At 36.4% G+C, this 13,235-nt stretch carries 7 protein-coding genes, 2 tRNA genes and 1 pseudogene; 5 read left to right on the forward strand and 5 right to left on the reverse strand.

The window, feature by feature from the left end:
• Positions 1 to 273: 273 nt before the first annotated feature.
• The 4 genes and pseudogenes from J7R07_RS06730 (at position 274) to J7R07_RS06745 (ending at position 6,641) form a co-directional block, all read left to right on the forward strand.
• Positions 274 to 1,479, forward strand: a complete 1,206-nt coding sequence (locus J7R07_RS06730) for a multidrug effflux MFS transporter (protein WP_208436106.1) — start codon at positions 274 to 276, stop codon at positions 1,477 to 1,479.
• 273 nt (positions 1,480 to 1,752) lie between these two features.
• Positions 1,753 to 2,482, forward strand: a pseudogene (locus tag J7R07_RS06735) (alpha/beta hydrolase).
• Entirely contained in the window at positions 2,479 to 4,653 is a 2,175-nt protein-coding gene (locus J7R07_RS06740; RefSeq protein WP_208436107.1) for an isocitrate/isopropylmalate family dehydrogenase, read from the forward strand. The pseudogene J7R07_RS06735 and the gene J7R07_RS06740 overlap by 4 nt, the downstream one beginning before the upstream one ends.
• 1,043 nt (positions 4,654 to 5,696) lie before the next feature.
• Positions 5,697 to 6,641, forward strand: a complete 945-nt coding sequence (locus J7R07_RS06745; protein WP_208436108.1) for an N-acetylmuramoyl-L-alanine amidase — start codon at positions 5,697 to 5,699, stop codon at positions 6,639 to 6,641.
• Positions 6,642 to 7,546: 905 nt separating this feature from the next.
• Here J7R07_RS06745 and J7R07_RS06750 read toward each other — a convergent pair.
• The gene (locus J7R07_RS06750) at positions 7,547 to 8,758 is read right to left on the reverse strand and encodes a porin (RefSeq protein ID WP_208436109.1); all 1,212 of its coding nucleotides are present in this window, start codon (positions 8,756 to 8,758) and stop codon (positions 7,547 to 7,549) included.
• 308 nt (positions 8,759 to 9,066) lie between these two features.
• On the opposite strand from J7R07_RS06750, the gene J7R07_RS06755 reads away from it, so the two are divergent.
• A tRNA-Ser gene (locus J7R07_RS06755) sits at positions 9,067 to 9,157 on the forward strand.
• A 2,091-nt stretch (positions 9,158 to 11,248) separates the two neighbouring features.
• Here J7R07_RS06755 and J7R07_RS06760 read toward each other — a convergent pair.
• The 4 genes from J7R07_RS06760 to J7R07_RS06775 form a co-directional block, all read right to left on the reverse strand.
• A tRNA-Leu gene (locus tag J7R07_RS06760) sits at positions 11,249 to 11,333 on the reverse strand.
• Positions 11,334 to 11,457: 124 nt separating this feature from the next.
• On the reverse strand, positions 11,458 to 12,078 hold the full coding sequence (locus tag J7R07_RS06765; protein ID WP_208436110.1) for a 2,3-bisphosphoglycerate-dependent phosphoglycerate mutase: 621 nt from the start codon (positions 12,076 to 12,078) through the stop codon (positions 11,458 to 11,460).
• 26 nt (positions 12,079 to 12,104) lie between these two features.
• The gene (gene dapB, locus J7R07_RS06770) at positions 12,105 to 12,917 is read right to left on the reverse strand and encodes a 4-hydroxy-tetrahydrodipicolinate reductase (RefSeq protein WP_208436111.1); all 813 of its coding nucleotides are present in this window, start codon (positions 12,915 to 12,917) and stop codon (positions 12,105 to 12,107) included.
• Between the two features lie 128 nt (positions 12,918 to 13,045).
• On the reverse strand, positions 13,046 to 13,204 hold the full coding sequence (locus tag J7R07_RS06775) for a hypothetical protein (RefSeq protein WP_208436112.1): 159 nt from the start codon (positions 13,202 to 13,204) through the stop codon (positions 13,046 to 13,048).
• Positions 13,205 to 13,235 lie beyond the last annotated feature (31 nt).

Consider the following 13,235-nt stretch of genomic DNA (forward strand, 5'->3'; position numbering starts at 1 on the left):
GATAATCAGCTGATGAGGAGCATACCAGAAAAATAAAAAAGCAGCTTGTGAGGAAAAATGAGTCTAACAAAAGGTCATGGAAAAAGTGAAGGGTAGGAAAAATTAATTCTGAGCAAAAAAAAGAAGTAAAAATTTTATAATAAATCATTTATATATTTTTGTTAATAAATAAAAAATAGAATTATATTTATTTAATACATGATACTATCTTTGTTATAGTAAGTTATATTAAGGAATATTTATTTTTTAAGATACGAAGTGTGCTTTATCCTCATGAATCATAAATATACATTACCATTTCTTACCCTTATTGTATGTTTATCAACAGGAGGTTTGATTTCTACAGATATTTTTCTTCCGGCACTTGGAGAAATGCTCCAATATTACCATGTGACTGAATCCCAGATTCAGAGTGCAGTGGCAATTTTTCTGTTTGCATTAGCACTTGGACAGCTTATTTATGGACCACTTAGTGATAATTTTGGGCGTAAAAAAACACTGCTATTTGGCTTGTTTTTATGGTTATTTACTACGCTTAGTGTAATTTATACGGTTAATATTTACGCTTTCCTTGCATTACGTTTCTTACAAGGTCTTGGAGCTTGTGCAGGGATTGTTTTAAGTCGTGCTATTATCAATGATTTATTGGATAAAAAAGCAGCTGGAAAACTTTATTTGATTGTTTTTCCCTTTGTTGGGATGTCACCAGCCCTTGCACCTTTAGTCGGAGGGCTATTGTTACAAGCTTTTAATTGGCAAGCTGCTTTTATCTTTTTAAGCCTCTTTATCTTTTTGACCATTGTACTCTGTTGTTTTGTGCTAACCGAAACGTTACCCTCTGACAAACGTCGTCGTTTTTCCCCTGTGGGATTTATGAAGGGGTATTTAGACGTTTTCAGAAATAAACAGTTTATTTTTTATGCACTTATTCCGTGTTTTTCTTATGCGACATATTTTTCTTATATTGTAGAATCGCCTTTTTTACTCACGACTTTGGGTTTGCCGCAAATATATATTGGTTATAGCTATATTGGTGTTTCACTCCCCTATGTTTTGGGAAATCTCATGGCACGATGGTTTTTCAAACGAGAGCCTATGGAAAAAACTGTATGGCGTGGGTATATTATTTTTGTTGTAGGGGGAGGGCTCTTTGCTCTGCAAATGTATGTAAGTCCATGGCCACTTATGACGAGTTTTGTAGCTATCGCTGTGCTTACTTTTGGGGATGGTTTTTTATTGCCATTAGGGACAGCATTGGCTATTTCCTCGCATCCGCAAGCTGCTGGAGCAGCTTCTGGCATGATGGGAGCTTTACAATTAGGAAGTGCTGCATTGAGTGCTGCGGTTATTGGAAGAGTATCTGGGCACAATCCACAGATTATGGCAGCTTTATTGGCTGTGTGCTGCTTGCTGGGCTTTATAATTTATATCCGTAAAGCATATGATTATATGCGTTCGGAAATGGACGGAGTGCGATAAAAAAGAGAATGTTATACGTAAATTTTTTGGTGTTATTTTATTTGAGTGGGAGTGATCGTAGCTAAGAGAGTGGATTTTCATTAAGTGCGTTGCATAGAACGTGCTTAAAATTATCGTGTTCTTAATTTAAATTTGACACAGATTATCATGGGTGGATTATGTGTGATAGAGTTTTGATATGTTCACGTTTTCATGGTTATAGTCAGCGGGGAGCTGTTGCTGCGGTTTATATTTTGAAACAAAGCGAGTGGGAATAGCGGGGAATACATAGAGATGAGCCTTCGTGTTGTCATTCTTTCTCCTGTGATGCCAATTTGGGTTCATGGTGCTTTTTGTTCTTCGTTTATAAAGCTGTGTTTGGTAAAGGGGTGCCAAATTGTTTTACTGGATACACTGTTCCTTTTTCCTAGTAATTCTCCTTTTTATAATAACTCGACTATGGAAATTTTGTCTTTTATGACAGAGAAACTTAAGCGCCTTCATTACTTGTGGGATTTTCTATGGCTGGAATGTTCGTCCAGATACTGACACGCGGCTTTCAAATGTTCGCGCTGTGCTTGCCTTGAATGCGCCAGTCTATCTATACAAGCCTTTGCAACAGCAACTTAGGTATGTTCTTGATTCCTTCAAAAAGGGAGATTTGTCAGGGGCTTTAGAAGCACTCAATATTTTTGATGCATCCTTGTTGCATCCTTGTGGAGTTGTGAAAAAAAGAGCTTTATTGACATTTCCTGAGGTGCAAAAGGACATGGCAATTGAGCGTATGACAAGAGGCTTTCAGTTTCCGTTAAAGATGGATGCTAGAAATGAGATTATCAAATACGCCAGAAAGTTTTTAGCTTTGGTGGGTGAAAAATCACAACTTGCAACCGTCGATAATCAAACGAGCAGTCATTACAGAAATCATGAATATAAAATTGTCTCTGATGCTGATACACATCTATGGGATGATAATCCTGCTATGACAAATACAATTCTTTATAAATGGATGAATGGGTTATGAAAAAGAAAGTTCTCGTATTACCTGGTGATGGGGTGGGACCAGAAGTTTGTGATGCAGCACTGATGGTTTTAGAACAATTTAAGTTGCCGATTGAATTAACTCATGGTGATGTTGGTTGGGAATGTTGGAAACAGGAAGGGGATCCCGTTCCTCAAGCGACTTGGCAAAAAATTGATGAAAGTGATGCTCTTTTACTTGGCGCTGTGACCAGTAAAGGAAAAGAAGCTGCTTTAAGAGCTCTTGCACCGCATTTAAGAGAGGGTGAACCTACTTATGTTTCTCCTCGTGTTCAGCTATGCCAAAAGTTGCGCTTGTTTGCGAATGTACGACCCATCAGATACATTGTTGGCCCGAGAAAGCCTTTTCATTTTTGTGTTATTAGAGAAAATAGTGAAGATCTCTATGCAGAAATAGATTTTAGCGGAATAACGTCTGAAAAAGCTACATGGTTGAAACATCCTAATTTAGAAAAATATGCTCTTGAGGATTCTGCGTGGATGGTGCGTTTGCAGACACGCTTTGGTTTAGAGCGGTTATTTAAATATGCTTTTTCTTATGCATGGGAACATGGTTTTGGGCGAGTGACTTTTGCTGATAGGCGAAATATTATGCAAAAAAGTGGGCAATTTGCTCGAGAAATTTTTGAAGAAGTTGCGCGAAATTATTCCGAAATTGAAGCAGAGATTCACGATATTGATGCGGTTGCTTTATGGATTGCAACAAAGCCAGAGCGTTTTGGTGTGATTGTTGCTGAAAATATGTTTGGTGATATTCTCGCCAATCTTGGTGCTGGAGTGATGGGAGGATTGGGGCTTGCACCTAGTGCAAATGTGGGGAGCAAGATTGCTTATTTTAAACCTGTTCATGGAAGCGCACCGCGCATTGCTGGACAAAATAAAGCAAATCCTTCTGCCATGCTTTATACCACTGCTCTCCTTTTAGACCATTTGGGCTTTCAGGATGCAGCACAGCAATTGTCTGAGAGTGTTGATCAGGTTATTCGCGCTGGAAAAACTGTTTCTTATGATCTTGGGGGTTTAGCCTCTACACGGCAGATTGCTGAAGCTGTTGTTAATTCTCTCGAAAATCCTGTTTCTGTTTGTCGGGCAGCGGTTATTACCGTTGGTGATGAACTCCTTTCAGGACAATATTTGAATACGAATTTGCAGGATTTAAGTCAAAGCTTGAACAAGAGAAATATCCAAGTAACACGTCATTTTGTTTGCGCTGATCAATTACAGCAAATTAGTGAAACTGTTATTGCTTGTCTTGGGCAAGAAGATCTCATCATTATTAGTGGGGGGTTAGGACCAACATCAGATGATAAAACGCGTGATGCAATTGCAAAAGCTGTACAACAGCCCTTGGTTCATCATGAAGATGTTTGGCAAACAATAAAAAGTCAATTGCACCGCTTAGGGATCGCTCCAGATAGTAATAATGCGCGTCAAGCGTTGTTTCCTGAGATGGCAAAAGTGCTTGATAATCCCACTGGTACAGCACCTGGTTTTTATCTCTCTTATGATGGAAGTTCCCTTGTGGTTTTGCCTGGCCCACCTACGCAAGCTCTTGCCATTTTAGAGGATTATTTAGAACATAATGAGAAGAAATATTCTGTTGTATCGCGTGCTCAATATGCATGGACTTTAATTGGAATTGATGAAAGTACCATTGCGCATTGGGTTGATTGCCATCTTGAAAAGGAACCATTTGAACGGCATTTTTTATGGAAAAGCCCTTATGTTCTTGTGCAACTGGTTGGTCAGTCATCGATACTTTTGGCACAGCATTTGATAGAAGAATTTGAAAATCATTTTCGCCCATATTTGGTTGGTGCAGAAATTACCACTGCTCGTAAACAGTTAGCAATGCACGCTGAGGTTCATTGGTTGGTCAATGATTCTCTTCTTTTAAAATATTTTCAGCCAACAGAAAAAAGTGTCAAAAATGTTCCACAGCTTGAGGTTGAGATTAGCTTATCACCTTCATTGGAGATATTAGAAAACCAAAAAGAAAGTCTTGGACATGCTACAATGACTGTGAGGATGAAAGACTATGGTGATGATTGTGTGACTTTTCCCTATACGCGACCGCTTTTAGGTGTGGTTTTACAGGAATATGCTGCTTGGTCGGTTTTAAAAAGATATTTGCAAATGAAAAAGAGCAAATAATACCATGTAGAAACAGACAAATACGTTGTCGATCATTTTGCTATTGCTTGGATTAAAGACAGGATTTTTTTGATATTTTAGAGCGTTTGTATTGGTAAAAAATTTCTTTTGATAATAATAGACAATAGCTAAATTATATTAAATAATTAGGAAATATTTTACTCTAAACATTCTTACAGAAAAATATGGATGTTATAGGACAGACTTTGTTCGGGATATTACGGAGGGCAGAACTTTCCATTCTCTTTTTGACGACAAATATTTATACAGTTTTTGGTAAAAATCATATGCATATATATATGCATTATGGGGGGTTTTTGTTGCATGATGAAATCAAAATTGTTCTTGGAAATTGTTTTATCCAATTTAAGAAAAAAAACCTCGGCACATTTTTATTGGAAAGATAAGAGATGTGTTGTTAAGAAAGAGGATAGGGAACCTTTCTTTATCACAAAACAAGATGATATCTGAATTTTTTGCAATTCTATAGAAAAACTTTTCAGGTTTTATTGAAAAATATACCGATGAAAAGTCTATCACAAAGATATATTGTTAATTTAGCTGTACGTAAATTGACAAAAAAAACATAAAAAAAACATAAAAATGCTTTTTAATATTTTAATGCTGCCGGATGATGGTGAGAAACTTTAGTTTATGTACTATGGTGTCTAATTGGGTGTTGCCCAAATACATAAAAGAGGGGCTAGCTTTGTACAGGATACCAGAAAATGTTTGGGCAAGATTTTTTTACTGTGCTGGTGCACTTTTTTGAGGGGTAGTTTTTTATTGTTTTTGAGGAAAATTGGAGGTTAATGGGCGTTTTTTAAAGTCGTTTTATGGTTGTTATGTGTAGAGATTTTCAAGACGTGTATTGATCTGTTGAGCGAGGGTTTTGGTGCATTTTTTGAGCTCATTTTAAGTTGAATATCCGAATATATTAAAAAGCTTTTAAAAGTTGTCTTAATTTCATTTTGTATACTATCTGTACTATCTATTGTTGTGGGTGATAGGGCTTTTAGATTAAACAAAGAGAAAGGATTGCTATGTATCAAATTGATTACAACAGTTATCGTTCTGTCAAGAGCTTTAATCCTCGTGTTCGTTTTCTTGTGATGCATTATACTTCATTTGATTTTAAAGAGTCAGTCATGGCCCTTACAGGAGAAAATGTGAGTGCCCACTATCTTGTCCCTGATCCATCAGAGCGGGCTTACCTTGAGGCAGGGTTTAAGGATATGCGTATCTTTAGTCTTGTTGATGAAAGCAAGCGTGCGTGGCATGCGGGTGTGAGTTCATGGGCTGGACGTAGCAATTTAAATGATACATCTATTGGAATTGAAATGGTTAATTTAGCGAGAGACTATTCTGATTCTTCAGAGCAGACGTATGTTGAAGAGGCTTTAAAGGGTGTGTGCGTTTTAAATCCGGTTGGTAACGATGAATATGAATTGCAGGAGAACATTGGTTCATGGACTGAAGGCAGTAAGGTGAATGGTACAGTGCTGCAGCTTGAGAAAGTTAATTTAGTTACTTACAATAATGAGGATTTTATCTTTCCTCCTTACAATCCAACGCAAATTGATGCGGTTAAAGAACTTGCGTTCAATATTCTTCAAAGATATCCAGATATTATGCCTACCAATGTTATTGGGCATAGTGATATTGCTATCGGAAGAAAGAGTGATCCAGGAGCTGCTTTTCCGTGGAAAGAACTTTATTTGGCGGGCATAGGGGCGTGGTATGATGATGAACTGAAAGCACACTATCAGGAGCGGTTCGGTAAGAATTTTCCTCCTGAAGCAGATGTTTTGGCTAAGTTGAAATGTTATGGATACGATATTTCGGATGCATGTACTGAAATTGGATATAAGAATTTGATCCGGGCATTTCAGCTTCATTTTCGTCAAGAAAATTATGATGGGATTCTAGATGTTGAAACAGCAGCGATTATTTATGCGTTGGTAGATAAGTATTTCCCGTCAAATTAATTCAAAGTAATTTAAATTTAGATACATAGTTACGGCAGCGAATGGTGTTTTGAAGTTTTTTTCTGTTTTTTGTTCGTTATGCTCGTATGAAAGAAAGTCATTTATGATGTAAGAACCAAATTGCATGTAAAGGCATTTAGGAGCAAAGAAAGAAGAAAGCTCTCTATAGTTTGCGGAAGTAAGCTTTAGCGTTTTGCTGCTTTATCATATGTATTTTATTCTTGTTAAAAAAAGACAAGTAAAATTAAGATTTTATGTGCGTAGAATAAGACATAGTGCTCAAAAAATTACGTGGAAATGAGAGAGCTAACGGTTAATTTATTCTCATGATCATCGGGAGTAAAAAGTACAGATTATGTTTTTGTGCTTATGGTGTACAAAAGAATCGTACAATGGTTGAAAAAAGAAGGCAAACAAGGATTATGTACAACAAAAATATAGGTGTCATTTGTTGAGAGATTTTTAAAATATACATCACTTCTGCTCTTGAATATGCATTTCTGATGTCTTTAAAAACACTTGTGGTATAGAAGAATTCTGGTATTTGTTTTCTCTACGTTATTTCTATTAAAAATGTTTCTATAATTAATTTTCTAATACTTTGAAGATATATCCAATGCGTCTTTGTTTTTTCTCGAGGGTATATTGGTACAGTTTTTATGACAAATTCCTTGATAATTCAGATCTGTATTATTTGCATGATATATGCAAAACTTTTTGAGACACTTATCAGTACTCTTATATTTCATTTGCTTGGGAATATAATTATAACAAGTGTGCGCTATTTTTGTTAGAGAGAGTGGTAAAAATAGTGTGAAACAAATATTATAATAGTCAATTGTAGCTTAAAAAAATAAAAACTGACAACATACATTGCCAGTTTTTAAAAGTGCAGTCCGAAAGGATTAGAATGAGCGCTGGAAGCGAATCATGCCCTGCAAAGCATTTTTTCCATTCAAAGCATGGACATATTTTGTATCGCTTTTTGCACCTTTTAAGATACGATCATCGTTCCAAGAAACATAAGTAACTTCAGGTGTAATCATAAAACCTGGTACCAACGTGTACGCAACATTTACAGAAGTTGCGAAGGTTTTTACAGCGCTATAAGAAATCTGAGCGTTCAAATTTGCTTTTGGAGTGAGCTTGTAAGTCGCACCAGCCCAAGCAGCCCATTTTCCTCCCCAGTTTGCGTAGATCGTTGTGTTTTGGCGTGACAATACATTGTCTGTGTCTTTTTCTATTGCATAGTAATCAACACTGTTTTTATAGCCACCCATCAGCCATAGATTAAGACGCTCATTCACGTTGAAGTCTACACGAACCTTACCTGCCCATTTTTTATAGTAAGAATCATAAGCAGCAACTGTTGCGGCGCTTCCCCATTTTTGCGTAAATTTCATACCCAAAACCAGGTTAGGAGCGTAATTCTTTATTCCTTTACTTGGTAGGGGATTATCGCCAGAAACAAGAGCAATTTCATCATTTTTATCAATGTAATAGTATCTATCTGTTTGATACTTGAATGTATTATTACCTAATTCAGCTCCGATAATGGCGGAAAAGCCACTGTCACCACTAAAGGTATAAGAAATGAAATTGGTGCGTGTAGTTCCAGCCGGCGCTATGCTGCTATCATTGAGAACATTACCATAGCCACCAGTCCAACTGTTGAATATGGTGTCATCAAGACCTACACGGAAGCCAGCAAGTTCAATGTAAGCCGCGGCAAGTGTTCCACCACCTTTGTTTAGACCATCATTCCAATTTGAAAAGATACGTGCGTATGAGCGAAGCGTTCCAAGTTCTGTTTCAGAAGCAGATTGAAAAACAAGGGTTAAGCGGGATGATGCGTAATAGGTTTTTCTTTTTTCTGCTAATTCAGCGTTGGTTGTTGCGTCAATGTTGCCGCCACCTAGAAAATCGGCACGGACATTTCCTGATAAACGCATGCAAGTCTCTGTTCCAGGAATATAAAAATACCCTTTACCATATGCATCACAAACACGAATATATTCTACAGGTTCTGGTTCTGGAATTACTGTTGAAGCCGCTTGTGCTCCAGAAACGACTAAAAAAGCTGCTGTAGAGCTTAAAAAGAAGGACTTAATGTTCATATGGATCTCCAATGAAGGTAGTTTATCTTTGTTAGGGAATATTATTTGCTCAACTTATTAAATCAAAGGCAAAAATACGCGATACTCATAATTCCAGCTATACTGATCTTTTTTCAATATACAAATATGAAATTAACTTTTTGTAAGATATTTGTTTACTATTCAAGACAGTGTTGTAAAAAAGATACAGTTTTTACTTTTTTAACTTTTGTCCTCTTGAAATTAATAAGAAAGAAAAAGATCGGATATTTTTTAAAAAAATCGAAAATGTCTTGAACTTTCTGTTGATACCATTTATGCACTCTCTTGGAGAGGTGGCCGAGTGGTCGAAGGCGCTCCCCTGCTAAGGGAGTAGGGCTCAAAAGGCTCTCGAGAGTTCGAATCTCTTCCTCTCCGCCATTCGTTTTAAATCAGTGATTCATAAATAAGGTTAGGGATTTTGGGTGCTTTGATCACTTAGTTTGCTTTTTACCCATTTTGGATCTTTTTGTAGCTTCTCGATTTTTTCCATTGTAACCCTTTTTCTCTTTAGTGGTTTTGAGAGAGAGTAATGCTGTATTTATATTATATTCAGTTCAGTCCAAAAGCGTATTCATTTATGAAAGTGTAGTGCTCATCTTTATCAGATGTATGACTACTTACTTTTTCTTAATCCATGGGCTGATTTTATAATTTCTTGCTTCATGATATGCTTCACAGAGTAAGTTGTAAAAACTTTTTTCGGTCAATTTATTTTTGTTTTTATCACAAGTGAATGTTTTGTTTTATAGATAAACTTTACGTATTATGGTGTATTCAGGTAAAATAGAAGGCAATCATTTAGAGTTTACACTTTTGATTTTAAAGTAAAATATGTTGTATTTCATGTATTTATATTTAAATAAATAGAATTGTTATAATACAATTCTATGTAGAGAAAGCATAAATCCAAGTATGTCCATAAATCTTAAAGTTTCAGTATTGGTAGTATTTTTCTATGGAAAAATGTGTTTTTTGTGAGAGATATTCTTTTTATGCTTTAGACAGATTATCTTCTGAAAGATTTTGTTTCATTGTTTATTCAGAAAATTTTGCACTGTTTTTTGATTATGATGTGAAGTGCTAAAATTGTACGCTTTCATTAAAATGAATGGAGGGAGGGTATGGCACGGTTTTTATTTCTATGCTCATTTTATTCTAACAGCCATATAGATGAAATTTCAAGAAAGTTGTTGTATTTGGATAGAGGATATGAATCTTTGTCATTAAAAAATGCGATTTTGTCGTTTTTTACAAACTCTCGCACTCCATAAACTCTGTACCTTGCGTATGTTTTTAAACATATGCCACACAATTTTATAGCGTTGATTTGCTTCATAAACTTCATGAGGATAGAGGTAAAGTGTGGCGTGATTTAAGGCTGATGTCAAAGTTATCATCATGTTGTTTGGGGCAATTCAATAACGTTTCTAGGGGGTTGCTGTTTTAAATATTTGCAATAGAGATATATTTCATGAATTTGTTGATTGATAATTTATAACTTTTGGGCGGTTTCATCGTAGGCCACTGTTGGTTGCGTTATGGAAAATGGGCGTTAATTCTGCTCGTTTTTTTCTATATTCATCGTACAGTTCTTTATGAAGGGTGGTATGAAAAGTTGGCAATGCAAGCATTATTACCGTGTCCGTATTTGACGCAAATGCATATGAGAATGATAAGGCATTGAGGTGGAGAACGCTTGCCTATATTTATAAGGGTTTCTTGTTGCAATCTGTTCCATTTGTGTAGATTTACGAGAGTGCGTCATCCATCTCATGAGGACAAAACCGCATATGAAAAAGGTCATCATCGATAATATAGGGTAATAAGACGGTGAAATTTTTGAAGGAGGTTAATTTAAAATATAGATATTGTAAATGTATATATTTTATTTTTAAAAAAATACTTAAAAATCGTTTTATACTTGTTTAAAAACTATAGTTTGTTCTTTTTGAGCTTTCATTTTTATATTTATCTGACGTTGGAGTTTCTATTTTTTTCTTTAGCAGAATGCTAAATGTTGTATTATTTGCGTTACTATTTATCTCAATATAATTCCTTTTTGGAATCAATTGTAGGCATATTTATTGCATTTGGAAAATAAAGAGTGAAGCTGCGAAAGCAAATTTGTTATTAATCTTTATTTGTACGATTGATGGATGCGGTGTGCTCAAGTGCATCGTTTTATATTTTTTTTTTAAATAGCGCAGATTTTCAAGGATATCGAAGGCAAGTTTTTTGAAGTCTTCATGATCGTAATAGAATAAGTGAGAACCTTAAAGGTTAGCATTTTTCGAAAGTGCTAATATTTTGGAAGTTTAGAGTGGCTAAAAAATACCTCGAGAAAAAATTTTGATTTAGAATAGGCTGTAGAAGTGCTTTGGAAAATCCTATTCCCAAACTTTTATTTATGTATCCTCTATTTTAAAAAAAGATATATAAAATCAATGAGTTGTTTATTACGATAAAAAATGGTGCCCAAAAGAGGACTCGAACCTCCACGCCTTACGGCACAGGTACCTGAAACCTGCGCGTCTACCAATTCCGCCATCTGGGCTTAAGTCTCATCTAAGCTTGTGAAGCAACTCTGTCAATAAAATTATAGAATTTATTCTTCAGTTCAAAATGATTAGATTGCACTACCCGGGCAATCTCCTAAAATCTCTTACGGCTTCAGAAATTTAAGGGGCGATGACTTTCTTTGAGGAAATTGTTGAGTCGGAATTAAATGTATAAATTATAAGAATGCCCGTTGCTAATTCTTGAGAGATAATCTCTTCACTGTTGAGACCTTCAAGTGCCATAATAAGAGCACGAAGAGAGTTGCCGTGCGCTGCGATCAAAACATTTTGACAACGCAAAACATGTGGTTGGATATGGTGAAGATAATAGGGCCAAATGCGCGCACCAGTGTCGCGTAAACTTTCTCCATTGGGAGGGGCAATGGTATAGGAGCGACGCCATATTTTCACTTGTTCTTCTCCCCATTGTTGACGGACTTCATCTTTATTTAGCCCAGAAAGATCACCATAATCACGCTCATTCAATGTAGAAGTCTTTATCAGTTGTAAACCTGATTGTCCCATTTGTTCTAAAATATGTTGCGCTGTTTTTTGTGCACGCTGTAAGACAGACGTATAAGCGATATCAAATTTTAAACCAGTTTCTTTAAGTTTTTTTCCTGCTGCTATTGCTTCGGCATGGCCTTTTTCTGTTAAATCTGGATCTTTCCAACCGGTAAAAAGATTTTTAAGATTCCATTCACTTTGTCCGTGACGGACGAGTACAAGTGTGCGTTTCATTCGCAAATTTCCTGTGTTACACCGGTTTAAAATTCATCGTTCAATCCCAAAACATCAAGCATTGAATAAAGACCATTTTTATGGTGCTTTGCCCATAAAGCTGCTTTTAATGCGCCGTTGGCAAAAATAGAGCGTTCTTGCGCTACGTGCGAAAGAATGATGCGTTCATTCTGTCCGGCAAAGGTAACACTATGATCGCCAACAACTGTTCCACCCCGTGAACAGGCAAAGCCAATCGTACCTTTTTCGCGTTTACCTGTATGACTATTGCGTTCGCTGACATACACATTTTTTAGCATAACATTACGACCTTCGGCTGCCGCTTGTCCGAGAAGAAAGGCTGTTCCAGAAGGGGCATCAACTTTGTCCGCGTGGTGCATCTCATAGATTTCAATGTCAAAATCATCAGATTCTAGTACTTTCGCAGCTCTTTTTACAAGGTTTGCTAAAAGATTGACTCCAAGGCTCATATTTCCAGATTTGACAATAGTTGTATATTTGGCGAAATCTGCAATTCGCAGTTCTTCCGCTTTGCTAAACCCCGTTGTGCCGATAATATGCACAAGACCTTTTTGAGCCGCATAGTCGGCGTAAAGAAGGCTAGCTTGTGGCTGTGAGAAATCTAAAATACCTTCTGTGTTAGAAAAAGCGCTTTCGGGATCATCGGTGATGCGAACACCAAGCGCATCCGAACCAATCAATGTACCGGCATCTTTGTTTACAAAAAGTGAGCCTTTACGTACAAGTACAGCATGAAGTTCTACTTCTTTCCTCCGCTGGATGGATGCAATAAGCTCACGTCCCATTCTTCCATTAGCACCAACAACTGTGAGGCGCATATTATTCTCCTTATGATACTTTATTTCTTGTAGTATAGGAAAATTCTCTCCTTGTTTCCAACGGTTCTTTTCTCGATGAGAAAAAAAATTTGCTTCTTTCGTTATGTGCAGGGATTGCCAGTTTATATTTATAAAAGCCCATGATGAGAAATATCTTTGTTAACGTGATTGTTACGTAAAAGAAGGCGCGTTAACATGTCTTTAGTAAGCAACAAGCCTGCAGTATTATTTTCTCTGCTCACTGCCAATATTATGATAGCTTTAGCATTGAGGGGATCTAGATTCATACAGGTCTTTTGAATTCTTTCCTCAATGATT

Source organism: Bartonella phoceensis (assembly GCF_902825145.1).
Lineage (GTDB): Bacteria > Pseudomonadota > Alphaproteobacteria > Rhizobiales > Rhizobiaceae > Bartonella > Bartonella phoceensis.

Coding starts and splice junctions, on each gene's coding strand:
- J7R07_RS06740 (WP_208436107.1), top strand. CDS start 2,479: ATGAAAAAGAAAGTTCTCGTATTACCTGGTGATGGGGTGGGACCAGAA.
- dapB (WP_208436111.1), bottom strand. CDS start 12,917: ATGCGCCTCACAGTTGTTGGTGCTAATGGAAGAATGGGACGTGAGCTT.
- J7R07_RS06730 (WP_208436106.1), top strand. CDS start 274: ATGAATCATAAATATACATTACCATTTCTTACCCTTATTGTATGTTTA.
- J7R07_RS06745 (WP_208436108.1), top strand. CDS start 5,697: ATGTATCAAATTGATTACAACAGTTATCGTTCTGTCAAGAGCTTTAAT.
- J7R07_RS06765 (WP_208436110.1), bottom strand. CDS start 12,078: ATGAAACGCACACTTGTACTCGTCCGTCACGGACAAAGTGAATGGAAT.
- J7R07_RS06775 (WP_208436112.1), bottom strand. CDS start 13,204: ATGAATCTAGATCCCCTCAATGCTAAAGCTATCATAATATTGGCAGTG.
- J7R07_RS06750 (WP_208436109.1), bottom strand. CDS start 8,758: ATGAACATTAAGTCCTTCTTTTTAAGCTCTACAGCAGCTTTTTTAGTC.